Raw genomic sequence first — 26635 nt, forward strand, 5'->3', positions numbered from 1 at the left:
AACTGGAGCGGATAGCCTTACTCGGCCACCAGCCTTTAGTAGCTTCTTGACGTTAATCGGTATTCTTCAGAGTATCGGCCAGCCGGACGTTGGCGAGTTGCAGGCTCTGCCGGGCTACGGCTACCGCAGCTGTTAGTAGCACTAGGGTATTCGCCACGACAAAAGGCCAGGCACTTAGCTGAAATGCACCGGTAAACGCCTGCGTGTTGGCCAGTACCCACCGCGCCCACAGCCAGCAGAGCACGTTGGCCAGTCCACCCGCCAGTACCAGCAGGGTGACAAACTCCCGGTTCACCAGCAGGATTACCTGTCCAACGGTAGCGCCCAGTACTTTCCGCACGCTGACTTCCTTGACCCGGCGCGTAAAGTGCTGCACCGCCAGGCCGTACAGGCCCAGGCAGGCAATCAGCAGGGCCAGCCCAGCCAGGTACCCAAAGCCCTTGGCCAGCTTCTCGGAGGTGTCGTTGAAATCGTTGAACACGTCTTTCTGGTAGAAGGCCGATAGCATCGTGTGCGGAAACGTAGCCTTATAGAAGCGTTCCAGGTCGGCCACCAGCGCGGGGCCGGTACCGGGCGCAAACCGCACGAGCAGGTACTGAAACTGGGGCGCTTCGGCCGTTCGGAACAGGACGGGCCGGGCCACTCCCGAACCGAGCAGTTTGAAATTGCGGACAACGCCTGCTACCGTAACAAGCTGACTATCGACGCGCATGACGTTGCCAAGGGCTGAGGGCACCGACCAGCCCTGCTGCTGCGCGAATGTCTCATTAATCAATACCGACTGGGCGTTTTCGACGGTACGCGCTGCATCGAACGATTGGCCGGCCGCCAGTTGGAGTCCCAGCGCATCGAGGTAATCGGCCCCGACACGGTACTGAATTACCTGCTTTTCCTGAGCGCCAATCCGGACCGGTTGCCGGATCAACGACTCGCCAACATGATTAACTGCCCCGGCTACGGTCTGCACGGCAGCATGCCGGGTCAGTTCATTTTTCACAATTGTGTACTGCGTGCTGTCGGTCAGGCGAATGACCAGCGTTGGGTTTGGGTCGTAGCCCCAGTCCAGATCACGCCATTGCTGCCCCGCGCTCGACAGCACCACGCCGATAATGACGGCAATGAACGCCAGCGCGAATTGCCCGACCAGTAGTACGCGTCCGAGGGTTTGGCGGCTACCAAACTGCTGCCGACCCGCAAATATGGCAATGGGTCGGAACGCTGATACGTACAGGGCCGGGTAAGCCCCCGACGCCAGCGCGGTAAACAGGAGAATGCTGAGCAGGAATACCCAGAGCGGGGCGTTGTTGGTAAACGACAAGGCTATATTCAGCACCATTACGTCGTTGAACAGCGGTACCAGAAAGCCCGCCGTCAGCAGCAGACCCAGGCCAAGAGCGACGGTGCAAAGCAGCAGGTTCTCAATCATGAATTGCAGAATAAGCTGCTGCCTCGTTCCTCCCATTACTTTTCGCACGCCGATCTCTTTTAGCCGCCGGGTTACGCTGCCCAGCGCAATGTTGACGTAGTTGGCGCAGGAGACCGCCATCATCACGAGGGCAATCAACCCAAACAGCACCGTAATCAGCGGATGATTGGCTTCAGTAGGTCGGTGGATTACTTCGTGCGCGTCGGGCGATGGGTGGCGTAGGTTTTCGAGCGTAAATGATTGGATGGGCCCCTCGCGATTGCTGGCATTATACAGCGCGACGTACCGACTCAACTGACCCGCCAGCAGCGGGCCATCGGCAGGCTGGTTCGTTTCGACAAACAGACCGCTGAGATGCGTCGTCCAATCCTGGTTTTTCAGGCTGGTATGGATAGAATGATAGCCGGTCAGAAAGTCGAAGTGAAAGCCCGCGTTGGTCGGAAACGGCTGTGCGACCCCTTGAATCGTAAACTGTTTTTGTTCGTGCGTACCTACCCGCAGCGTAAACGGTTGCCCGATTGGTAGCTGGCCGGGAAAGTATTTCTCGGCTACCTCGTGGCTGATGATAAGTGCGGTGGGGTCGGCCAGTACGCGTGGGCTTCCGTAGTGCAGCGGAAACGTAAACAGGCTGAAAAAATTGGTATCAGCGTAGGTTAGCGTTTCGTCGACCAGCGTTTCCTTGTCGAACACCTGAACGCGCTCGCGCTCGATTCGTACGGTCTGTTTTACCTGCGGAAAATGGGCGGTCAGTTCGGCCGCGAGGGGAGCGGGCGCGTCACCCAGCGTTTGCGTTTTGCCTGTATCCTCGTCATTATGCTGTACATACTCGACCATGAAAATACGGTCGCCGTTCTGGTGGAAGTTGTCCAGTGTCCAGTAATTTTTCAGCACCAGAAATACCGTAATGGCGCAGGCCACCGCCACCGACAAGCCCACTACGTTGATAAGCGATGTAAGCCGGTTAGCGAGCAGATTGCGGTAGGCAAGCAGAAAATAAGTACGTAACATAGTAGGCAGTATAAGGAACAATAGCGTTCGTCCGTTTCGGCTATTTACTCAGACCGAAGTGATTTAACCGGGTTGACCAGTGCCGCCTGGATGCTCTGGAAACTCACTGTCAGCAGGGTAATGAATGCCGTACCTGCACCAGTCAGGGCAAAAATCCACCAGCTAATCGTGGTGTGATATGTGTAGGACAGGAGCCATTTACTTAGAAAATAGTACGCGAAAGGAGTAGCTATTCCTAAGGCAAGCAGTACCAAAAGGACGAAATCTTTTGAGAGTAATCCCCACAGATTCAGCACTGATGCGCCCAGCACTTTGCGCACGCCGATCTCTTTCGTCCGTTGTGCGGCCATAAATGAAGCTAGTCCAAAGATGCCCAGACAGGAAATGAAAATGGCTAGTGCCGCGAAGATGGACGCCAGCGTGCCAATTCGTTCTTCACTACGAAATTTCTGATCGTACTCATCATCGACAAACGTATAGTTGAATGGCGTATCGGGCAGGTGTTCCTTCAACACATCACGGATGGTTGCCAGGGCGGCTTGCGGACTGCGGTCCGGGTTGAGTCGCATAGTCAGGAATTTACCGGGCTTCGGGCCAATGTAGAAGACGGACGGTTGGGCAGGTTCGTAAGGGGAATCCATTACCAGGTCCCGAATGATACCGATAACATGAAAGCTGATATTGAACCCATTTCCGGTCCAGGTGATGGTTTTGCCGAGAACGTCCTTGAGGCCCATAAACGCTACGGCTGACTCATTCAAAACGATTCCCAGCGAGTCGGAAGCCAGTTGTTGGGAGAAATCGCGCCCCTGCTTAAACTCCCAGCCGACGGTTTTACCAAACTCATGCGACACGCTGATCGTCGCGAAGTTGACCTGTAACGCAGGGTCTTTGCCCGTCCAGTTGAAGCCGCCATTAGTTGACTGTACTTCGGTCAGCGGGCTGGCCGATTCACCCACGTCGAGCACCGCTCCCGACCGGATCAGCTCGTTGCGCACGGTTTGCCGGTGTCGTTCGTAATGCGGCACGTTCAGGGGCAGCGTGATCAACCCGTTCCGGCTGTAGCCGATGGGGCGGTTTTTGGCAAACTGAATCTGCTGATAAACTACCAGCGTGCCGATAATCAGCGTGATAGATACCGTGAACTGCACCACCACCAGCACCTGCCGGGGCGTGGTAATACTTTTGCCGGTTTGCAGGATTCCCTTCAACACCGCGATGGGCCGAAACGACGACAGGTACAAGGCGGGGTAACTACCGGTAATAAGTCCCGTCAGCAAAGTAAATCCTGCCCCAGCCGCCCAGAATAGTGGATTCGTGAACGGAACGGTGAGCTGCTTACTGGCAACCTGATTGAAGAAGGGCATGGCCAGAAAAACCAGCCCGATAGCCACTGTGTAGGCCAGGGCCACTACCAGCAGCGACTCGCCGAAGAACTGTGTTACCAACTCCTGTCGGCCGGAACCGATGGCTTTGCGAATGCCGACCTCTTTGGCCCGATTGACGGAACGGGCCGTGCTCAGGTTCATAAAATTGATGCAGGCCAGCAGCAATACAAACAGGCCAATCAGCCCGAAGAGCCAGACAAATTGAATCCGGCCGCCTTCGTTGACGCCGTTTTTCCAGTCGGAGTACAAGTGCCAGCGCGACATTGGGTACAGCAATACTTCGGGATTCTGAGCTGCATCGGCGTTCGTTTTACCAACAAGCAGGTTTTTGACAGATGCCGATGCCGCAGCAAAACTGACTGAGGGAGTCAGTTCGACGTAAATTTCAAACGAGGTGTTGGTCCAGTCGTCTTTGGCTCTGCTTACCCAGTCTGTCGACGCAGCATAGAGGGCCCAGGGGGCTATGAACTGCACATCGGCAAAGCTGCTTCCTGGGGGCAAATCGTCGTAAACCCCCGTCACGTTGACGGTCATGGCGTTGTCGAGCGTCAGGGTTTTGTGCAAGGGGTTCGTATTGCCGAATAAGGCCCGAGCCAGCGAGGCCGACAGAAGTATGGATGCTGGTTCGGTAAGCCCGGCCCGACTACCTTTGAGCATGGTTAACGACAACATTTCTGGTGCGCCGGGCGTCATGAATTTGCCGCTTCTTGAAAAGACCTGATTCGCCAGTGTGATCGTGTGCATGCTGGTCCACCAGGCTAATTCAACGTGTTTAAACGCATCGCCGTAGGTCGTTTTCAGGCTCTGGGCCAACGGGATAGGCAACCCGGCCCGAGTATCGGTTTTTCCATTGACCGTGCGGTTACGCATCACCTGGGCGATACGGTCGTAATGCGGAAACGACTTATTAACTGATACCTCATCGTAAATCCATATACCAATCAGCATCGCCACAGCCATACCCACCGCCAGCCCGCCGATGTTAATTGCTGAGTAGCCTTTGTTGCGAATCAGATTGCGCCAGGCGATTTTGAAATAATTCGTGAACATCGTCGTGTAGGATTTATTCGGATCGTAAACTATCCGTCGGATTGGCCAGTGCCGCCCGGTAGGTGCGCCATCCGATGGTCAAACCGCCCAGTAATAACAGGGTGCCGAAGCACAGTGCCAGCATACCAATGCCCACCGAAATATGGTAAGCAAACGACCTTAAGAAAAAGCTCGTTGCCAGGTAGCCCACCGGCAACGCAATGGCCCCAGCAATGAGCAGCAGCTTCAGGAAGTCCCACGACAACAGCCAGATAAGCTGATCGACGCGGGCACCCATTACTTTTCGGACGCCTACTTCTTTGGTGCGTAACTGCGTGGTGTACGTAACCATGCCCAGCAATCCCAGACAGGCAATCGACAGCGCCAGACCAAGCAGTAGACCCATAAACGAAATGTCGTCGGTGTGGCTGTGCCGGTCGTGCAGGTAATCGTCGTACCACTGACCCGTGAACGGTTCGTACGGACTTAGTCTCTTCCAGATTCGGGCGATGGCCGTTTTTACACCTTCGGGATTCGCAGCCGAGATGTGTACGTTCAGGTAGCGAAAATCGGCGGGTTGATACCGAAGCAGGAGCGGCTGCCGTTTCATCGCCAGCGTTGTGTACCAAAAGTCTTTTACAACCCCGGCGATCTGAACGTCGGTGCTGTCGTTTAGCCAGAGGGTTTGTCCAACGGCCGCGCCGGGGCTGCCCAGCCGGAAGGTTCGCACGGCTTCCTCATTGATGAGGACCAGCCGGGACGCCGAATCCGCCACCGACGGGGGAATGTTCTGCCCGGTCAGCAACGTCAGGCCAACGGTGGAGAGCAGGTGCGCATCGGTAGCGAAGACGTCGGCCGCAGCCGAATCACCCCCGGCTCGTTGCCGGTAAACCATTCGAAAATCGCCCCCATGATCACCGAACCGGGCAGCCGTAGCCGTTACGTCCGCTACACCAACCAACTGATTCAGGGCGTTAGTCAATCGGTTGGCGGGCACCCCGTTTAGAGGAATCGTCAGCACATTGCTGCGCTGAAAGCCGTAGTCGGCCGTAGCCATATACTGCTGCTGACGGGCCAGACCGAGCAAGGCAATCATGGCAATTAGTGAAATGGTAAACTGGACGACAATCAGCGACTTCCGCAAGGAGATTCCCCGAAACACCCGAAGCCTCGTCTGACTCCGCAGTACTTGCGCGGGCTGAAAACCCGAGAGAACCCGCGCTGGCAACAGGCCCGCCAGCAGTCCCGTCACCACACTGAACAGGATGGAAACCAGCCACACGCGGATATCCTGCTCCCAATGAACTCCGCCGATTAGCCATTCCTGCACAAAGGGCATGGGCTTTATCACTTGCAGCATTCCGTAGGCCAGGGCCAGCCCCAGCAGCGACAGAAACGCCGACTCCGCCACGAATTGACCCATCAACTGCCAACGCAACGCTCCCGAGACTTTGCGGATACCCACCTCGCGGGCGCGGCTCAGCGAACGGGCCAGCGTCAGGTTGATGTAATTGAACGTGGCCAGCAGCAGCGTCAGCAGACCCACGCCCATCTCCGTCAGCAGCTTGCCGATGGATGGCTCGTACGTACCAAACATCAGTTCCTCGCGGGCGGGGGTGAGTTGCGCCAGGGATTGGCTGCGGAACGCATACCCTTTCTCCTGTGTGAACCGAACCCCTTTCGCAACGCGGGCCGACAGGATCGATAACGCACCATCCAGCGTTTCAACGGGCGTACCGGGTTTGAGCATGACGTAGGTATACCCCTGCGTATAGGTTTTCCAGTTGGTTCGGGAGCGCACCCAGTCGGGACCGGTGAGCGTAGCCAGCGACACCAGCATATCGAAACGCAGATGGGTCTTGGTGGGTGGCTCGGCCAGCACGCCCGAAACGAGCAGCGCGCCCAGTTGCGGATGGTCAATCCGTTTCCCAATGGGGTTGGCCGTTCCGAAGAAACGCTGGGCCGTTTGCGAGGTCAGTACCACCGTTTGGGGGGAAATGGCGGGTTGCCCACTGGCTAGTTTAAACCCGAACAACCGGAAGAAGTCGGGGTCGACGGCGCTGTACGAAATGGGTAATTGCTTCCGGTTGGCCGTGAATTCGCCGTGGTTTCGGAGCACCCGCGTAGCTGCCTGCACAAACGAGTACTGCGTTTTCAGCGCATCGGCGAGTGGCATGGGCGACGTAGCGTAGGGTTGTTCGTCCTGATCCGTTGTCGTTACGTCGGTCAGAATGCGGTACGTTCGGTCGGGGTGCGGGTGGAAGGAATCGTAGTCAAAAGCACCTTTTATGTCGATCATTGCCAGTAAGCATACCAGCATACCCGACGCCAGCCCGAACACATTGATAAACGAAAACAGTTTGTGTTTCCAGAGATTCCGAAAAGCCGTAGTAAAAAAGCTGCGTAGCATAAGCAAAAGGACCTATGGAAAACAATACTTGGTAGACAGGTTTCTATTCAGAACGGAGTGATTTTACCGGATTGACTAGTGCGGCCCGGATACTTTGGAAACTGACAATCAACAGCGCGATGCCCAGTTCCAGCAGCCCCGCCAGCGCTATAGTCCACCAGCTGATACCGACATGGTAGGCGAATCCTTGTAGCCAGGTGGTCATGGCGTACCAAACCAGGGGAAGAGCAATCACCGTAGCGAGCGCGACTAACGTCAAAAAATCTCGCGAGAGTAGAGTAACAATGCTGGGTATGCTGGCCCCCAATACTTTTCGTACGCCAATTTCTTTGGTACGCTGGGCAACTGTATAAGCCGACAGGCCAAATAGCCCCAGACAAGCCAGAAAAATAGAGAGAAAGGCAAAGACACTGAAAACCTGACCGGTCCGCGTTTCCGTGCTGTACAACTTGTTAAAATCGTCGTTTAGAAAACTGTACTCAAACGGTCGGTCTGGTATGAGTGTATGCCACCGATTTTCGAGAAACTGGAGCGTAGCAGGTACGTTGGTGCCCGTCAGCTTGACCAGCACTACGTTGCCCCACGTATCCGGGAAAATAATGAGCGGACCAATCGCGCGTTTGAGCGACGCGAAGTGAAAGTCTTCTACTACGGCACCTACTTCGCCAACGCGATTCCCGCCCATATCCATTTTTTGCCCAATCGCCTGCGCCGGTTTCCAGCCCAGTTCTTTGGCCGCGGATTCGTTTAGGATGAAATGGTAGTAAGCCGTGTTGCCTGGTTTTTGAACCACCCGCTCCATGTCGGCGGTGGTCAGGTTGCGCCCGGCCAGTATACGGACCCCCATCGTCTGGATGAAATCCTCGTCGGCGGGCAGAGCCGTTACGGGCTTGGTTTTGTCGTCGGGCGTACCCTGCCGGTGCATACTGTACCCACCTTGAATAAATACGGGCGACTCGTAGGCCCGGGATACGCTTGCAACGCCTGCCGACCGTCGAAATTCTGACTTCAGGGCGTCAATCTTATTATTGACCTGCTGATTAGCCGGCAGTACTAGCACTTGCTCTTTGGTATACCCTAACTTTTTGTTCTGAATAAACGTCAACTGGCTGCGAATCAATAGCGTACTACTGATGAGGAACGCCGTAATACTAAATTGAATAACAACTAGCGTCCGCCGAAAACGGCCTGCACGTGTTGTCTGCAAGTGACCTGATAAGGCACGAATGGGTTGAAACCGGGCAATGACCAGCGCCGGATACCCGCCCGCTATCAAACTGACAGCCAGACCGGTGCCCAGTAAGAGCAGCAAATAGGTAGGGTGTAGCCACACGCTGAACGAAAACGACCGGTCCGCTAATTCGTTGAAAAGCGGCAGCATGAAATACGCCAGTAGTAGGCCCAAGGTCATTGCCATAAAGGTCACCAGTATCAATTCGCCCATGAACTGCCCGAATAGTTGCCTGCGCAGGGCCCCCATTACCTTACGGACACCCACTTCCTGTGCCCGTTCCACGGCCCGCGCCGTGGCTAGATTTACGTAATTGACACAGGCAATCAGCAGGATAAGCAGCGCAATCGAACTGAAAACAACAATGTAAAGCAGGTCGCCGTTTGGTTCGAAATTGCCTTCTACATCGGAATGTAGGTGTACGCGCCGGATGGGTTCCAGATGATAGGTCAGGTAATTGCCGCCTTTCATTTCGTCGGGGCCAAACTGGGTTTTCATGAATCCCGGAATCTTGGCCTGCAGGGATGGCAAGGCGTCGGGCGACCGGAGCAGCAGGTACGTGGCGTAATTGGCCGACCACCACTCTTCCTTACCCGCTTCAGGCAGCGTAGTAAACGACGCCAGCATGTCGTACTTAAGCTGCGAGTTCTGCGGGCTGTCCGCCACCACGCCCGTTACCAGATAATCATGGTCTTCCCCGCCAGCGCTGATGCGCATTGTTTTACCCAGCGGGTTTGCATGGCCGAAGTATTTTTGCGCTGTATTTTTCGAGAGCACTACTTTGTTGGGACCTGACAGCGCAGTTTGTGGGTCGCCTTTTAGCAGCGGAAAGGAAAACAGCGAGAAGAAGGCTGAATCAGCAAAAAGGAATCGTTTCTCCCGAACGTGTCGGCCATTCCGATGAACCAGGGCCCGGTAATTGATGAGTCGAACCGCTGCCTCTACTTCCGGGAACTGTCGACCGAACTCCGGCGCTACTTTGGTACCCGTCACCGCTACGTTACTAACCTGGCCGTCCATGCTGTACTCCATCGTGACGCGCATCAGCCGGTCGGCTTTTTGATGAAAGTCATCGTAGCTTAGTTCATGGGTAATGTACATGAATAGCAGCAGGCACGAAGCAATTCCTGCGCTAAGCCCAAGGATGTTGATGGCAGAAAAGACTTTGTTGCGCCACAGATTCCGCCAGGCGATTTTGAGATAGTTCGAGAGCATAGTTGTGAGGGGAAAGGCGTGGGGTTCAGGACAGGGCCATACCTATTCCCCCTGCCCTGAACCCCACGCGGGTTATTCCGAACGTAGCGATTTAACCGGATTCATCAGCGCAGCTTTAATACTGCGGAAGGAGATGGTAACGAAGGCGATCAGCACGGCCAGTAGCCCCGACAGAATGAACACCCACCACGGCATATCGATGCGGTAGGCGAAGTCGCTTAGCCACTGATTCATGGCATACCAGGCGAGGGGCGACGCCACAACGATGGCGATCAGGACCAGCTTCAGGAAATCACTCGCTAGCAACGTAACAATACTGGTTACCGATGCGCCCAGTACCTTACGCACACCGATCTCTTTGGTCCGCTGCTCGATGCTGATCAGCGCGACGGCGAACAGACCCATGCACGACAGCAGAATGGCAATACCGGCCGCCGACGAAAAAATTGTCGCCAGTCGCTGCTCTTTTTTGTACCAGCGCTCAACGTTTTCGTCGACGAATGAACCAACGAAATTCTTACGAGGGTCTACATCGTTCCAGGCGGCTTTTACCGTTTCCATTGCGGCTGTCAGATTCTGCGGATTCACCCGAACGAGTACGTAATCGACGCGGTGCGATGGGAGCATCTGCAGGGCAATGGGCTCGGCTTTCTGGCGCAGCGAATACAGGTTGAAATCGGCGAAGACGCCCACGATCTGGTATTTCGCCCCCGAATCCGGTTCAATGTATTTGCCTACTGGATTGGCGTCGCCGAGACGTTTGGCCAGGCTTTCCGATACCAGTATGCTCGATGTCGAATCGGTGCTGTACGCGCGGCTGAAATCGCGACCGGCTTTTAACTTAATATCCAGCGTTTTCAGATAATCGACATCCACGCGCACCCAGTCGCACGAGATTTCACGCTTGTTGTACATGAACCCGTGCGTCCAGCGCGACGAGCTGCCGTCCAGCCCCGCGCCGATGTTGACGCTTGTGCCCGTCACCGCTACGATGTTGGGCTGATTGGCGAGTCGGTCGCGCATCTTTTGCAGGGCGGTAGCCCCGTCTAAGTCGCTGCTGATGGGGACGCTAATGACCTGCTCTTTGTTGAGTCCCATTGGCTGCTCCTGGAGGTAGGTTATCTGCTGACGCATCACGAGCGTGCAGACAATGAGGAGGCAGGCAATAGCAAACTGCGTTACGATGAGCGTATTACGCAGGGCGCCCGGCCTGCTGACTTTCACATTACCTTTCAACACGTCCACGGCACTGAACCGCGTGACGAACCATGATGGGTACCCGCCGGCTATGAGCGTAATGCCCAGAAACCCAAGTCCCGTAACTGCCAGTACGGTTGGAGTTAGAAAATTTTCGATGGACAAATTACTGCGAAATAGCCTGTTGAACGTGGGCAGCAGACCATACGCCATGCCTAGTCCCAGCAGCAGGGCAAGTCCCGATAGTAGCACGGTTTCGCCCCAGATCTGTCCGAACAACTGCCCCCGCTGCGCGCCCAGTGATTTGCGTACGCCCACTTCCCGCGCCCGCGAAATTGACTGCGCAATGGTGAGGTTGATAAAGTTGATGCAGGCAATCGCCAGAATAAACAGCCCGATGGCCAGCAGCGTGTATACGTACGTCCGGCTCGTACCCCGTCCATTGGTCGTCACCGTATCGAAGTGTACGTCGGTGAGCGGTTGCAGGATCAGGCTCTGCTGAAAACCGAGACTGTTTTTTGGGTAGCCCTGCTCGGTACGCTCTTTCATGTTCGTGGCGAAATACTTGTTCATGAACGCCTGTAGCCGTTGTTGCAACAGTACGGGGGTTATCCCGGATTTTAGTTTTGCGAAAACGTCATGATTACCGTAGTTCCACTTGTCTTTTGCTAGCTGATAATCCGCGTTGGCCTGGCTGGAAATTAGTGCATCAAATTGCAGCGACGAGTTCTCTGGCGCGTTGCCAACGACGCCTGTTACCGTGAAGGGTTGCCACTGGTCGTTGAGACGGACCTGTAGCGTTTTGCCCATCGGGTTTTCGATGCCAAATACGTCCTTCGCCATATTCTCACTGATGACAATATTGCTCAGGCCCGTCATGGCCGTTTTTACGTTGCCCTGCCGCATCGGAAAGGAGAACATCGACAGGAAATCGCCATCGGCCAGTCGGACGTCTTTGCCCAGCGTCCGGTCTTTCCAGCGCACCGTGGCGCTCCGGTCGACCCAACGGGTAATCCCTTCAATTTCGGGAAACTCCGTCCGTAGCGTCGGTGCGATAGGGTAGGGCATTGTGGCGCTTTGGTTGGGCTTGCCGTCACGGGTGGTTTCGAGGAAATTAAGCCGGTAGATCCGACTGCCGTCCGCATGAAAGCGGTCGTACGACAGTTCGAACGTAGAAGTCAGGAACAGCAGGATGCAAGTGCCGAACGCGACCGACAGCCCGACGAGATTGATCAGCGTATGCGTCCGGTTTTTCCAGAGCGTTCGGAAGGCGATTTTGAGGTAGTTACGCAGCATAAGCGATACGTTAAATTTGTGTATTTTTGAGGAGATCTAACTTCGTAACCAATGGTCAATTACAACTCGTCAACCGGGCGTTCATCGGTGAACGAAGAAGACATGGGCGTCAATGCTCCGCTTGCCCATCAGCAGGTTATCTCACGGCTGCATGTCGAATTGGGTATTCTGTATTACAAACAGCAGCGCATACCCTATGAGCCACTGCCGGAAACCATGCTCGCTGAAGGGTACGGGAATCCGGTGCCCGACCTGTTACTATTCGACCACGCTACGGAGCAGACCCGGCTTATTATCGAAGTCTGCCAAACAGCCGGCCAGAAAAATGACCTACTCAAGATTACCCGGCTCATTGAAGAGAATGACTATGGTATCCTAGAAGGATTCGTGTACAATTATCGCACGAAACACTGGTTCCGTTACCGCAAAGGCGATGGTGGCCTGACGACTGAATCGTCGTTTTCTGACATCTTGCAATTCGATCTGAACAGCTTTTTATGAGCTGCCTACTTCACGATTACTTCGTTCGGTTCGCCCGCTTTCACCGTAAAGGGAAGCTGCATCTGCTCGACACCGTTCTGCCAGTACGTGTAGATATACTTGCCGGGTTTCATGTCCACGACGAACGGAAAACCGGTCTTGTCTTTTTTGATAGTTAGCTCCCGCTCCAGCGAATAACCATCACCGTTGATAGCCAGCTTAGTTTTACCCGAACAGGTCGGGCACACGAACGTCACCTTCGTTTGATTTGTAGCCGTCGCTGCTGCGAGTGGAACCGGTGGTGTTGGAGGGGCTTCACCCAACCCCAGCGAATCCAGAACCCGGTTTTTGAGCGCTTCCCGCTCGGTCTTGTTTAGGCTCGCTACGTTGAACGTTCGATTGTATTTAATCGGCTGGCCGTTACGTTGCCCGTCAATCTGAATCGATAGGGTCTTATCGTCATCGTTAATTTGCGAGTGAGTGGTTGAGTAGGTCGAAGTCTGGGCGGTGGCTACCAGCGACGCGCCAAGTAAGAAAAGCGAGAGAAGCAGTTTCATGGGAGTAGTCTTTGATTCTATCGTAGCCAAGCTCGTGCCATGTTTGTATGTGGTTGACTTTTAGTAAATTAACTGTCCGGTGACGTACAAAGCCTGTCCACTATCGGACAGGCTTTGTACGTCACCGGACGACGGTTTCTCGTTTCTATTTCGATGGGGCAGGGGCCGTGGCAAACGTAACGTCATACACGGACGACAGATAGCCGTCTGTCGAGCGAAAGCCGCCGTTCCGCAGCCGGAAGGAGTAGGGGTGACCCGGTTCTAATTTTACTTTCAACCGCAGCGCCCGACCGTCATCGGTTAGGCCCAGTACGCTTTCAATGGGCATTTGATCTTTACCGCCCTTACCCAGCTGAATCCCGTATCGTTTGGGTTGCAAGGGCTTGCTAAACCGGACTTGTACTTCGTCGATACCCGCATCGACCGATTGACTACCATTGGTAAAGGGTTCGATCGCAATGATCTGCGGACACAACTGCTGATAAGCCGTCAGGACACTATCGATACGAGGAGCCAGCCAGGCGTAAAACGCGGTATGGCGGGGCATAAACGACTGTAATGTCGGATACTGTTGGCGATGCGTCACGTACTGACGCAGTAGGCCCGTCAGCGTGTCGGTCCAGACGAATGACCGACTTTGCTCTTCACGCAATTGATTCAGGGCCGTGGTGCCGGTTGAATCATGTTCCTGTAAATACATCACCACCGACGCCCGTACCAGCGATTCGTACAACATTGTTTTACTGTTGGCATAGGCCTGCTTCCGCATCGGTTCCTGTACACGGGCGTAGACGCTGTCCGCATAGGGGAGCAAGGCCGAAGCCGACTGGTCGATGAGTGGATTGACAAACGAGTGATTAAACTCGTGGATGACTGTTGGCAAATAGTCGTCGGTGGCGTACTTGGCCAGCCCCGTACTGTCTACGGACCAGGTGCCCATAATGGCGTAGTTGATCTGAGAGCCATTTTTGCCCGGTAGGTGTGGACCATAATTTCCTCCGCCGTTGCCCAAGCCAATCACCAGCCGGAACGCATCATTAGGAGCCGACCCATAGTAACGCTGAAACCAGGGTAGGTCGACCCGCTGAACGACTTGGGTAAAACGAGCTTCCGCTGAACGATAGCGATCTGCCTGCTGCTGAAAGAACGTTGCCACATGGGCGTCTTTGTAAAATTGCTTGATCAGATCCGCCAGTTTAGTTGCATCCTCTACCGTCCAGCGGCTGTCGGGCAGGTGCTTTTCAAACGCAATCGCGGGTTTGAGCGAGGTGGAATCGAGTTGAATAGCGTAACTCATGACAGCGTCGAAACCGATACCCCGTCGGGTGCGAACATCACGCATGAACGCAACGGCTGGGTGATTTCGGTAAGGACCAAAATGCTGTTCGATGTCCGTTACGTAGGCTATATACCGCTTTTGGGTGTATTCGTCATAGTCAGCCAGTCGGGCCAGAATACTCAACAACTCGATTCGGTGATCAACCTTCGGGGTTAGTGATACGGTTGGTTTATACTGTGCTGCCGCCAATAGCGAGGTACAGAGAAAGAGGAAAAGTAAACGAAGGCGCATATGGATCTGGTTATGTACTGTAAACAAGAAAACCCGTTCGGTTATGAACAGGTCTTCTTTGAATGTGAATAGATAGCTCATTCGGAACGTAACGATTTGACAGGATTGATCAGGGCGGCCCGGATGCTTTGGTAACTGATGGTTAGCAGGGCGATGCCAACGGCTAGCCCACCCGCCAGGGCGAATACCCATCCCGACAGTTCTGCCCGATACGCAAAGCCGGTTAGCCATTGATTCATGACATAGTACGCCACCGGGCTGGCAATGACGATAGCGATGAGTACCAGTTTTAGAAAATCTGTCGAGAGTAGAGCTATCAGGCTGCTGACCGACGCGCCCAGCACTTTTCGGATACCAATCTCCTTGACGCGCTGTTCAGCGGAGAAGGTTGCTAACCCGAACAGGCCCAGACAAGAGATCAGAATGGCCAGCGCACCGAAATAATTGATGAGTACACTGACCTGTTGCTCGCGGTGATAGAGCTTTTCGTACGCTTCGTCCAGAAAGTGGTAACTGAATGGATAGTCTTTATTAAACTGTTTGACCAGCAGATACTGTGCGCTGGGTGGCATATACGTAATGACAAGCGGCTTGATGGATTCGTGTAGCGAGCCGAGGTGGAAATCCTTCATTAAACCGATGATCGGTCCTCTGCCAAACCAGAACGTAATATACTGACCTACGGGTTTTTTCATCCCCGGCGTGGATTTGCCCATTAACCGGGCGGCCGCTTCGTTGACAAGGTAGCAAGCTGTATCGGCGAGCGCGTTGGGCCGAAAATCGCGTCCATCAAGTAGTTTAATACCGGTGGTTTTGATGAAGTCATTCCCAACCGACATGGCCGATACCTCCACCAACTGCTTTTCGTTTTGGCCCGACCAGTGCAAATCAGTGGTGCTGCTTTGTATGTTCAGCGGCAAATGGGCAGCTGTCGTTGCGCTCGCTATCGACGGTCGTTGCAGTAGTTCATAGCGCAGGGCTTCCGCTTTTTGATAGTCGGTTAACTGGCCTTCCAGACTCAGGTACGCTACATTATCGCGGTCGAGACCAAGGTGTTTAGTACGCAGGTATGTCATCTGTCGACCAATGACCAGCATACCGACGATCAGGAAAGTCGACAGGGCGAATTGAAACACAACCAGTACCTGCCGAAGCTGGGATGGACCCAGTGTAGTTTGACGCTGACCTGTTCGCACTGTAAGCCTCTGCAAAATGCGTACGGGCTGCACACCCGATAAAAACATCGCTGGATAGCTGCCGGCCAGTAAACCGGTAAACAGCACTAATCCGCCAATACCCAGCCAGCGTGATGGATCGGTAAAGTCAAGCGTAATATGTTTGTCGAACAAGGTGTTGAAAGCTGGCAAGGTAAGCCACACCACTATCAGCGCTAAGACTGCAGCTAACAGACTCAGTAGCGTAGACTCGCTCAGGAATTGACCGATCAGTGCCATCCGTCGGGCCCCAACTACCTTTCGGACGCCTACCTCCCGTGCCCGTTTGGTGCTACGGGCCGTGCTGAGATTCATAAAATTGATGCAGGCGATCAGCAGAATAAATAAGGCTACTAGTCCGAAAATCCGAACGTATTCAATCTGTCCACCTACGGCAACGCCGTTTTTATAGTCGCTCCAGAGATGCAGGTCCGTAATGGGTTGCAGAATAATTTGCTCCTTGTTGTCGAACGTGGCGTACCGGCGGAACATACCTTTCATGGTGGCTTCTGCCTGCTGAGCCGTGGTTTCGGGTTTCAGGCGCAGGTATGTCTGCACTGAATTGAAACCCCACTGCGTTTGCCATTCTTCTTCCTGCGCCTTGAAATTGACAAGCCAGTTGAACTGAAGCGTACTGGTGGCCGGTAGATTTTTCAGGACAGCCCCAACCACAAACCGTTTGTTGTTGTCGAGTTGCAGCGACTGCCCCACAGCCTGCCCGTTCGGAAAGTAAATCTCGGCCAGGCGTTGACTAATTACGATCTGATTTGGACTGGCCAAGGCCGATTTGGGGTTACCTGATACCGCAGGTAAATCAAATACGTCGAAGAAGCCTGCCGATGCATATTGTCCCTGCTCTTTCGCTACCCGATCGCCGACACGAATCAGTCGCTCCGAGGGCCACGTCAGCTTCGCAACAGCGGCTACCTGCGGTACATCGCGGCTAATGGCTTCCGTCAACGGACCGGGGGTGGCAAACGCCGTTTGCGTCTCTCCACCCCGAAAATTGAAGTTCACCCGTACGTACTGAATCTGGGCGTGGTCAGGCAGGAAGCGGTCGTAACTCAACTCGTCGTATACCCACAGGCCGATGAGCAGACTACAGGCCATACCTAGCGCCAGACCGACGATGTTGATGGTCGAAAAAGCTTTGTTGCGCAGCAGATTCCGCCAGGCAATTTTGACGTAGTTCAGGAACATGGTTGTGTGGGTATAGGGCTTAGGGTTCAGGGTGGGGGGCAGGGGCGTCCATTCGCCCTAGCCTCCGAACCCTACGCGGGTTATTCGGAACGTAACGATTTGACGGGATTAACTAAGGCGGCCCGAATACTCTGGTAGCTTACCGTGGCAAACGCGATCAGAATAGCAAGCCCAGCGGCCAGGGCCATAAACCACCACTCAATTTTAATGCGGTAGGCAAACGTGCTGAGTATTTTCTGGCCAAGCCACCAGCCAATTGGCATGGCAATCAGAATTGCCAGTACTACAAGTCTCAAGAAATCTTTCGAGAGCAGAAATGTAACGTCGGCCAACGACGCACCCAGCACTTTTCGGATCCCAATCTCTTTGGTGCGTTGCTGGGCTAAAAGCGTAACAAGCCCGAAAATGCCCGCACAGGCAATCAGAATTGAGATGGCTGTCACGAAACTGATCATTTGCCAGATGTTCTCCATCGAGCGATACGAGCGGGCTACATCATCGGATAGGTACGAATACGTAAGGGTACGTCGAGCCGGGATTTTCTTGAATTCACGCTCCAGTTCGGCAATGACGGCCGATGCTTTGGTGGCATCGGTCAGCCGTACTGTCAGAAAACTACTCAACCGTTCGGGGCCGCCATACCATTGGACTGTGGGCTCAATCTGACCCGTTAGAGCCTGATAATGATAATCTTTCGTTACACCGACAACGGTGTACAGGGTAGGATTGCTAACCTGCCGAATTTTCTTGCCGACGCCAGTTTTCCAGCCAAATGCCCGCATAGCCGCTTCGTTGATGATAACCGCGTTACTGGCTGAATCGGCAGTCGTTACGTCCGAAAAGTTACGACCCTCCCGCAATGGTATCTTGTAGGTTTCATTAAACCGGATGGCCCCGCCCATGTGCCGGACATTGATTTTCCGGGCCTCATCCCCTTCAGGATAATAGTTGTTAAAATTAGTCTGATACCCAACGGGCGTGTAATACGTACTTGTAAACGACGCTACGTTTGGGTTCTGCCGCAGCCGGTTCAGGATGCCTTTGCCTTGAGTAACGGCCGTTTCTTCGTTTCGGTACGCCAGGTCAGTTTTGAAAACCAGCACGTTGTTCCGGTCATACCCAAGATCTGCTTCTTTCATAAACTGAATCTGCTGGCGCATACCAATAGTACCCAGAATCAGGACGACAGCCAGCGTAAACTGCAACGTAATCAGGCTATCCCGCCGTAACTGGCCTTTTTTCGGATTGCTGACAAGTTTGCCTTTTACGGCGTCGGTTGTTTTCAATCCGAGCAGATACAGCGCTGGATACGTACCGGCAATCAGAGCAACCGTCAGTGCTACAAGTAATACCGTCAGAATAGTCGGGTAATCGGTGGCCAGATCGATGTCCAGCTGCATATTCTCGCTGCGAAGTCGGTTAAAATTCGGAATCAGGTAATACGTCGCAAACAGCACCGACAGGATCAATGACGTTAGTACGACCATTCCCGACTCGGTCCAGAACTGACGTAATACCGACTGCCTCTCTGCCCCGACCACCTGCCGCACGGCCACTTCCTTCGCCCTGGGCAGCGCCGACGCGGTATTAAGATTGATGAGGTTTACACTGATGATGAATAGCAAGAATAAGGCAATCACAAGGGATCCCTGAATCAAACCGGCGAACGACGGATTTTCGGTATGAATGAAATTTTTGTATGGGCTGACCAGTAGCGACCGATTTTTGGCCTCCGCATCGAAATGGTTTTTGACCAACTGAGGCAATTTGGCTTCCAGTTGAGCTGGATCAGTGCCTTCTTTAAGCAGAATAAACGTACTGGCGAAGTTGTTGTACCAGTTGGCCTGATTCCTGAAACCAGCGTTATCCGTTAGGTTTGCCGCGGAAAGCAGGACATCGAACTGCTGGGACGAATTAGCCGGAATTTTATCCAGTACACCGGTAACAAGGTACTGTAATGTATCACTGACTGTTACGTATTTGCCCACCGGATTGATAGAGCCGAACAACTGACGCGCCACTCTCTCGCTGACGATTACCGAACGTTTGTCACGTAGCGCCGTAGCCGGATCGCCGTACTTAAACGGAAAGGTAAATACCCGAAAAAAAGTGGAATCAACGTAAGACGTAGCTTCCTGTACGCTCTTGCTCCCGTATTCCAGCCAGGGAGCATTCCAACTCTGGATATGCGTACCGGTCTCAATTTCCGGATAGTCGCGTAGCATCTGGTCGAGCAACGGATACACAGACTGGTTAAACGTACCGTACTCAGGTATTTTACTTTGGACAATGTAGATTCGGTCCAGCTTTTCATGAGCCGTATCCCAAGACAGGTATTTCTGGGCAAACAGGATCAGGACTACCACGCACGCCAGTCCTACGGCTAGACCGATTACGTTAATCGTCGTGAATAGGCGATTTCGCCACAAGCTACGAATCGCGATTTTGAGGTAGTTGCGGAGCATAGGCGTTTATTGTAAGTTTGTTAAAAACAGATCTTTATGTATTTCCCTTCAACTATGCATCCATTGTTAGTTAATGAAGGTCTCGGCGTGTGGGCTCCCATTGATCACCAGCGTATCATTTCGTTACTGACCATCGGTTTGGGCGTGTTATACCACCGTGAGCGGAGCATCTCACTCGAACCGTTGCCCGAAACAATGCTTGACGAAGGGAAAGCCAGTCAGGTTCCTGACATTTCCCTTCGGGATAACGAAGCCGCTCAAACACCGATCATTATTGAAGTGTGTCATACCAATGGGTTGAAAAGTGATTTGCACAAAGTAATTCAACTGATCGACGACGGCTTCTACGGCATTATAGAAGGCTTTATCTATGATTACCGAACAAAGCAGTGGCTCCGGTACAAAAAAGGCGATGCTGGAGTTACTGTACCCTCGTCGTTTTCCGACGTACTGGATCTTGACCTGAACAGTTTTTTGTAGGCTGAATCGGAAAATTGTACGTCGACTGTTTACCAACTACACGTGGAAATTCTCCGTTACTACTTTCCCATCAAACAGGTTGATGACCCGGTGCGCAAAGCCCGAATCATAGGGTGAGTGCGTTACCATGATGATGGTCGTGCCTTCGTCGTTCAGCTCGCTCAGCAGCTTCATTACTTCTTCCCCGTTTTTCGAGTCGAGGTTACCGGTCGGCTCATCGGCCAGTATCAGTTTGGGTTTGGCAACGACCGCCCGCGCGATGGCTGTCCGCTGTTGCTGTCCACCCGATAGTTGCTGCGGAAAGTGATTCCGGCGGTGCATAATGCTCATCCGCTCCAGCGCTTCCTCCACGCGCTTTTTCCGTTCATCAGCGGGCGTTTTCAGATAGAGCAACGGTAGTTCAACGTTTTCATAAACGGTCAGTTCGTCGATCAGGTTGAAGCTCTGAAACACGAACCCAATCGAGCCTTTCCGCAGTTGTGCCCGCTGCCGCTCCGACATTCTGGCTACGGCCGTGCCGTAGAAATTGTATTCGCCTTCGCTCGGATTGTCGAGTAGTCCCAGGATGTTCAGCAGCGTCGATTTGCCGCAACCCGACGGGCCCATGATAGCGACAAATTCGCCATCCCGGACTTCCATGTTAATGCCGTTCAGAGCGGTTGTTTCCACTTCTTCCGTCGCGAAGAGTTTCTGGAGATTGATGGTTTGGATCATAATCTTTGGGGAGGAATGGGAGGAGAGGGAGTAAAGGGACGAACGGGATTTCAGTAGTTTTGTCTGTACTCACCTGAACTCTCTAATATTATGGCTAAAGTTGAAAAGTTTGAAGATCTGTTAGTGTGGCAAAAGGGACTAGCGCAGGCAATTGACCTCTATAAGTTGTTGGCTGACTGTAGAGACTATAGTCTACGTGATCAAATGCGTCGCTCGGCTGTATCTGTCCCATCCAATATTGCTGAGGGCTTTGAGCGACACACAAATAAAGAATTCATACGATTTCTACGCATAGCGAAAGGCTCAAACGGCGAGTTACGGACGCAAATTCATCTAGCTGTAGGCGTCAATATTTTAGATTCGGAAACCGGTAACCAACTGCTAAGCAAAAGCCGAATCATCTCATCCATGCTACAAAATCTGATCAAAACGCGGGTTGAGAAATTTGAGTAAATGAAAAAATTAGAAGTGTGAAGAAGGGATGAAAAGTATCATATAGAAAGCCCTTTCGTCCCTCTCTTCCCTCTCTTCCCCCTCTTCCCTTTCCTCCTTTTCTAAAACTCCAACACCTCATTCTCCCCGAAATTCTCGTAGCTGCTGGTGATCACCTGATCGCCGGGTTCGAGGCCGGAAAGGACTTCGTAATATTCAGGGTTCTTGCGGCCCAGCGTGATGGTGCGCTTAACGGCCCGCTTGCCCGATTTGTCAACTACGTACACCCAGTTGCCGCCCGTATCGGAGAAGAAGCCGCCCACCGGCAGCAGCGTGGCTTTGGCCGCCTTGCCCAGTTCCAATTGTATCGGCGACGATTGGCCACGCTTGATGCCTTCGGGTGCCCCCTTCGGGAAAATCATATCGACTTCGAAACGACCGCTTTTTACTTCCGGATAGACCCGGCTAATGGCCAGCGGGTATGTTTTACCACTAAATTCGAACGTACCGTTCAGCCCTGAGAAAACCCGGCTGATGTAATGCTCGTCGACACCGACGCGCATTTTGAAGCCGTTCATGTCATCAATCTGGCCAATATTCTGGCCCCGGTTGATGTTTGAGCCAACTTCTACGTCGATGCTTGATAACTGACCGGATACCGGCGCTTTCACGACCAGATTATCCAGCGTTTGCTGCCAGAGAGCCACGTTTTTCTGCGTCCGGGCCAGCGTCCCTTCGAGCTGTTTGATTTGAAACTTAGCGTTATCTTCCTGGTACTTCTGGGTTTCGGTTTCAATCTTCCGCTGACTGGTTAGCCGTTCGTAAGCCCGTTTGGCTTTCAGGTAGTCCTCTTCCGAAACAACCTTGTCTTTATAGAGCTTGGCCTGACGGTCGTAACTGTCTTTGGCCTGGTCGATCTGAGCGTCGAGGTCAGCCAGGGTTTTGCGGAGCGTAAAGCGTTCGATCTGAATCCGTTGGCGGGTATTCTGGAGATCATTCACCAGCCGGTTCGCTTCCGTTTCCGATTGTAGAAAGCTGAGTTTAAGACTCTGGTTTTCCAGCTTCAGAAGGACGTCGCCTTTGTTCACCATCGTTCCCCCTTCAACCAGCTTCTGCGTGACGTAGCCGCCTTCGATAGCATCCAGCCGGATCGTTTTCAGGGGTTGAACTACCCCCGTAACGGCGATAAAATCCTCGAAGGGGCCGATCGTTACGTCCGAGACGGTGATTTTATCTTTTTCAACGTTCAGCGTTGAACGTCGGTCGGCAAAGAAAAGCGTGTAAGCCAGTACAGCTGCGATCAACACACCTCCTCCGGCGAGAGCGATGCGTTGGTTCGTCCAGAATCGTTTAGGTAAGACGCGGTCCATTGGTGTAATAAGCGAAAGAATGAACGAGCGAAAGAGCGCTTAACCTCTGTCGTCAAGCCAAACTTTTCAATAGCCGTGCCAACTGTACTAGTGTATTGTTTATCAGTATGTTGGCGATTGGCGCCAATTGAAGGGCTGTCCGCTTTCGGACGATTCCTGTCCGCTTTCAGCTTAGGCAAGTCATTATGCTATCCACTCGTTCAATCTTCTGTTCTGGTCCGGCGCTCTTGTTCAGCCTCCGACACCTCTACCAGCACGTACGGCTGAAGCGTCTGGTTTCGAGTTGCGTAGTTCAGAAACGGATAGGATAAACGACTAACTGGAAAATAGGGAAAAACGGCCAGCGGCTGAACGATGAAATCATTTTTGGACAGCGCGTCGATGAACGGGCCGTCGGCAAAGATCCGTTTTGGGCCAGTGCTGACCAGGGCACGTAATGCCGAATCGGAACGTACATACGGCGCCGAACCATTGGCGTAAAACTCATACGACCAGTAGCTACCCCCTCCAACGCCCGTTCCTGGTTCGTAGAGCCACGTTTGCTGACGAGCCAGCGCTGGATTTTCGTTCACGTGCTGTGCAGCCGCCATACCCGCCTGATACTGCATGAATAGGGGGTATAGGACAAAATTCATGACGCTTGCCAACACCAGCATGACACCTACCATACGGCCGGCTAGACCTAGTAGGTTATTCTGACGAAATAATAAAAACGTCATAACCAGGAGGAGTAACGACCAACTGATAGCGCCGGTCTGCTGGGGCGGCTTAACGAGTAGTACCACCCAGATGATGACGCCGATCAATAAGACACCGATGATGGATTGCCCGATCGTCCAGCGCTTCAGGGCTACGGGCGATAGACTAACCAGGAACTGCGCGGTCAGGACGGCGTAGAACGGGAAAACGATATTGATGTAGTGCGGCAGCTGAAACCCCGAGAGCGAAAACAGCAGGAACGTCGCGAGTCCAGAGCCAAGTGATACATACTCTGGTCCGGCCTGGATTGGCCGAGGATTCTGTCTTTTAAAAAGGCCTGCCAGCGCTTTGCCAACACCAACGTACAACGGTAAGGACCAGGGAATAAAGGCCCATAACAGGGTGTGTAGAAAGAAAAGCTTATCGCCCTGCCCTTTGATTGGCCCTGTGTTGAAAAACCGCCCGAACTGGCTATCCCAGAAAAAGAATTTAACGCCCGATACGTTGGTTTCGTCGAACACCACTTTTTCGGGGTGCAGGTCGAATTGCTGATACAGGCAATAGATTTCGGGGAGCGTGAAGACGAACGACACAAGGACTGCTACGTACCAGCGCGGCTTGAGAAGTTCGTGCCATTGACCAGTCAGCAACCAGTAGATTACCAGACCCGCCCCGATCGGAACGAGCACAAACGGCCCTTTTGTCATTAAGGCACATGCCGTCCAGAAAGCACCGAGGACGAGGTGGTAGAAACGGGCTCCCAGATAGATGCGATAAAAGTGATAGACCGCGCCAATAATCAGGCCCGTCAGGTACGGCTCGGCCCGTACGTCGCCGTTTGACAGAATGGTATGGAAGGCGGTTAAGATGACCAGCGCGGCTACCTGCGCGACGAGTTTGGAATACGCCAGCCGGGCGAACGCATACGTGTACGCTACACCCATAAAAAAGAACAATAGACCTGGTAACTTATAGGCAAAACTGGTGATGCCGAAACTCAAATAACTAATGGCCGTCATCCAGAACGGGAAATGCGGTTTGTCGAGCCAGTCGTTGTCGAGAGCGTACAGATTAACGAAATCGCCGGTTTGCGCCATGCGCTTGGCAATGGTGGCATAAAGGGCACCGTCGGGTTCCAGAATGGCCGAATACAAACCAGTTGCGTTGAGGAAAATGCCGACCGCCACCAGGCCGTAGAACCAGCGGTCAGAAAAAGGAAGTGAGGAAGAACGTTGATCGGGTACTATCATTCGGATACGTAGCGAGGGCCGCTGTGGCGGGTAAAGTACGTAAGAAAAGCCCAAAATGCCGTTCATCCATCGGGAACATGCAACAATCCCCCGACTCGTTTATCTTTGGCGTATGCAAGACGCTAAATTGCTTATCGTCGACGACGACCCAGACGTATTACTGGCGGCCCGGCTGCTGCTTAAGCGGCACGTTGGCTCCGTAGATATTGAAAAGAATCCCGAAAAACTGCCGTTTTTGCTTAATAATAACCACTACGATGCCATCGTGCTGGATATGAATTTTCAGCGCGATGTGAGCAGTGGCCGCGAAGGATTTGCCTGGCTCGACCGGATTCTTGATATTAATCCGCAGGCCCGGGTTGTGTTGTTCACGGCATACGGCGACGTCGAAATGGCGGTTCGAGCTATGAAGGCGGGAGCTGCTGACTTCGTGCTGAAACCCTGGCAGAACGACAAGTTTGTCGAGACGATCCGGGGGGCAGTGGAAAAGAGCGAAACCGGGCCGCCGGGCGGAGCGAACCGGGACGCCGGATCGGGTCGAAAGGGTAACGAGGCTAACAGCGACGAACCAAGAAATCTGGCCGAGAAAAACCGGAAGGCTGGAAGCCATTCGCCCAATCATTCTGTCACTCAATCGCTCATTGGTAGCGCTATGCAACCAATTCTGGATACAGTTGAACGCGTCGCGCCGACAGACGCGAACGTATTGATTCTGGGCGAGAACGGGACGGGGAAAGACCTGGTGGCGCGGGCAGTTCATGAACAGTCGAACCGGAAAGACAAGCCGTTCATCAGCGTGGATGTTGGTGCTCTATCCGAAAGTTTGTTCGAGAGTGAACTGTTCGGTCACGTAAAAGGAGCGTTCACGGATGCCCGCGAGGATCGCGCCGGACGGTTTGAAGAAGCCAATGGCGGAACGATTTTTCTGGATGAGATCGGTAACCTGACCTTATCCCAGCAGGCACGCTTACTGACCGTATTGCAGCAGCGCCAGGTTACGCGCATTGGATCGAACAAAGCCAAATCCATTGACGTGCGATTGATCTGTGCCACGAACGTTGATCTGAACGAACGGGTGGCCGAGCGGTCGTTTAGACAGGACTTAGTGTACCGAATCAATACGATTGAACTACACCTGCCTGCGCTACGTAATCGACCGACGGACATCGCGCCACTGGCAGACCACTTTCTGAAGAAATACGCCAGGCAGTACGGCCGCTCTGTAACGGGATTAAGTCCGGCGTTACTGGCCGAGATGAAGCAGTATCGCTGGCCGGGGAACGTACGGGAACTGCAGCACGCCATCGAACGGGCGGTTATTCTGGCGCCTGGCAAAACACTGGAACCCGCCGATTTTGTTTTCCGGAAAGACGCTTCATCCACGTCGCCTGTTAACGAAACACTCCAACTGGAAGACATGGAGCGGCAATTGATTCAGCAGGCCATGCAGAAGCACCGGGGCAGTATTACTGACGTAGCGCGGGAGCTGGGTTTGTCGCGGCAAGCCCTGTACCGTCGTTTGGAAAAGTTTGGTCTGTAGCCAGAGCATTGACGTTTAGCCACCGCTATTACTGATAGTTGGACGCCAACTTGCTGTAGTGCACTGATTTGCTAGAAACGACCGGGCGAAGTTTTGAATAACACCCATTAAACGTACCATCTATTGTCACATACGTCTTTGAAAATCGACTCAGGGCTAGTGTTAGTTTATCCGATGATACGTTTTTGTATGGTTGTTTCCATTTTTCCTCAGATAGATAACTGATCCAGTTCCAGAACTTCCATGGCTCTATCTTTTGAATTCTGTACAACGTATTATCAGCACTTTTGTAGGTAGCCTTGTATTGATTGTAACAAACGTTTTTAAGTGAATCGCTTAGTGGTCCTTGGTGTATGTAATTTAAATCTGCCGTAACATACATGCTTTCACTGGCCACAGTTTTTATGCTGTCGCCACCCACTAATCTCATGAAGAAATTTAGTGGTGGATAGTTGCTCAACAGG

At 53.2% G+C, this 26635-nt stretch carries 16 protein-coding genes; 4 read left to right on the forward strand and 12 right to left on the reverse strand.

From position 1 onward, the window contains the following. Nucleotides 1–52: 52 nt before the first annotated feature. The 5 genes from HU175_RS09390 to HU175_RS09410 form a co-directional block, all read right to left on the reverse strand. Nucleotides 53–2434 (reverse strand): ABC transporter permease, encoded by a 2382-nt coding sequence (locus tag HU175_RS09390; protein WP_176566346.1) that lies wholly within the window; start codon nt 2432–2434, stop codon nt 53–55. Between the two features lie 44 nt (nt 2435–2478). After that, nucleotides 2479–4872, reverse strand: coding sequence for an ABC transporter permease (locus HU175_RS09395; protein ID WP_176566347.1), 2394 nt, complete (start codon nt 4870–4872; stop codon nt 2479–2481). A 13-nt stretch (nt 4873–4885) separates the two neighbouring features. Continuing rightward, the gene (locus tag HU175_RS09400) at nt 4886–7261 is read right to left on the reverse strand and encodes an ABC transporter permease (RefSeq protein WP_176566348.1); all 2376 of its coding nucleotides are present in this window, start codon (nt 7259–7261) and stop codon (nt 4886–4888) included. 43 nt (nt 7262–7304) lie between these two features. Then, entirely contained in the window at nt 7305–9707 is a 2403-nt protein-coding gene (locus HU175_RS09405) for an ABC transporter permease (RefSeq protein ID WP_176566349.1), read from the reverse strand. Nucleotides 9708–9779: 72 nt separating this feature from the next. Next, nucleotides 9780–12200, reverse strand: coding sequence for an ABC transporter permease (locus HU175_RS09410; RefSeq protein WP_176566350.1), 2421 nt, complete (start codon nt 12198–12200; stop codon nt 9780–9782). Nucleotides 12201–12251: 51 nt separating this feature from the next. Between HU175_RS09410 and HU175_RS09415 the strand changes: the two genes are divergently transcribed. Further along, nucleotides 12252–12701 carry a hypothetical protein gene (locus tag HU175_RS09415; RefSeq protein ID WP_176566351.1) on the forward strand — a complete coding sequence of 150 codons (450 nt, stop codon included), beginning with the start codon at nt 12252–12254 and terminating at the stop codon, nt 12699–12701. Between the two features lie 5 nt (nt 12702–12706). Here the strand turns inward: HU175_RS09415 and HU175_RS09420 are convergent, their stop codons facing one another. From HU175_RS09420 to HU175_RS09435, 4 genes are all read right to left on the reverse strand, one after another. Beyond that, nucleotides 12707–13237 carry a hypothetical protein gene (locus tag HU175_RS09420; RefSeq protein WP_176566352.1) on the reverse strand — a complete coding sequence of 177 codons (531 nt, stop codon included), beginning with the start codon at nt 13235–13237 and terminating at the stop codon, nt 12707–12709. A 145-nt stretch (nt 13238–13382) separates the two neighbouring features. Next, nucleotides 13383–14807 carry a DUF4932 domain-containing protein gene (locus tag HU175_RS09425; RefSeq protein WP_176566353.1) on the reverse strand — a complete coding sequence of 475 codons (1425 nt, stop codon included), beginning with the start codon at nt 14805–14807 and terminating at the stop codon, nt 13383–13385. 77 nt (nt 14808–14884) lie between these two features. Beyond that, a complete protein-coding gene (locus HU175_RS09430) occupies nt 14885–17221 on the reverse strand; it encodes an ABC transporter permease (protein ID WP_176566354.1) in 2337 nt (778 codons plus the stop codon). An 80-nt stretch (nt 17222–17301) separates the two neighbouring features. Beyond that, complete coding sequence (locus HU175_RS09435) at nt 17302–19686, reverse strand: ABC transporter permease (protein ID WP_176566355.1); 2385 nt, start codon at nt 19684–19686, stop codon at nt 17302–17304. A 36-nt stretch (nt 19687–19722) separates the two neighbouring features. Here HU175_RS09435 and HU175_RS09440 point away from each other — a divergent pair, with 36 nt between their 5' ends. Next, nucleotides 19723–20166, forward strand: a complete 444-nt coding sequence (locus HU175_RS09440) for a hypothetical protein (RefSeq protein ID WP_176566356.1) — start codon at nt 19723–19725, stop codon at nt 20164–20166. A gap of 36 nt (nt 20167–20202) precedes the next feature. On the opposite strand, the gene HU175_RS09445 is transcribed toward HU175_RS09440, so the two are convergent. Beyond that, nucleotides 20203–20880, reverse strand: coding sequence for an ABC transporter ATP-binding protein (locus HU175_RS09445; protein WP_176566357.1), 678 nt, complete (start codon nt 20878–20880; stop codon nt 20203–20205). A gap of 90 nt (nt 20881–20970) precedes the next feature. Here HU175_RS09445 and HU175_RS09450 point away from each other — a divergent pair, with 90 nt between their 5' ends. Next, the gene (locus tag HU175_RS09450; RefSeq protein ID WP_176566358.1) at nt 20971–21333 is read left to right on the forward strand and encodes a four helix bundle protein; all 363 of its coding nucleotides are present in this window, start codon (nt 20971–20973) and stop codon (nt 21331–21333) included. A 101-nt stretch (nt 21334–21434) separates the two neighbouring features. On the opposite strand, the gene HU175_RS09455 is transcribed toward HU175_RS09450, so the two are convergent. Together HU175_RS09455 and HU175_RS09460 are read right to left on the reverse strand one after the other, a co-directional pair. Further along, entirely contained in the window at nt 21435–22682 is a 1248-nt protein-coding gene (locus HU175_RS09455) for an efflux RND transporter periplasmic adaptor subunit (RefSeq protein ID WP_176566359.1), read from the reverse strand. A 200-nt stretch (nt 22683–22882) separates the two neighbouring features. Then, complete coding sequence (locus HU175_RS09460) at nt 22883–24631, reverse strand: ArnT family glycosyltransferase (RefSeq protein ID WP_176566360.1); 1749 nt, start codon at nt 24629–24631, stop codon at nt 22883–22885. Nucleotides 24632–24743: 112 nt separating this feature from the next. On the opposite strand from HU175_RS09460, the gene HU175_RS09465 reads away from it, so the two are divergent. After that, the gene (locus HU175_RS09465) at nt 24744–26171 is read left to right on the forward strand and encodes a sigma-54-dependent transcriptional regulator (RefSeq protein ID WP_176566361.1); all 1428 of its coding nucleotides are present in this window, start codon (nt 24744–24746) and stop codon (nt 26169–26171) included. Nucleotides 26172–26635 lie beyond the last annotated feature (464 nt).

Source organism: Spirosoma sp. KUDC1026, from assembly GCF_013375035.1.
In the GTDB taxonomy this organism is placed as follows: Bacteria; Bacteroidota; Bacteroidia; order Cytophagales; family Spirosomataceae; genus Spirosoma.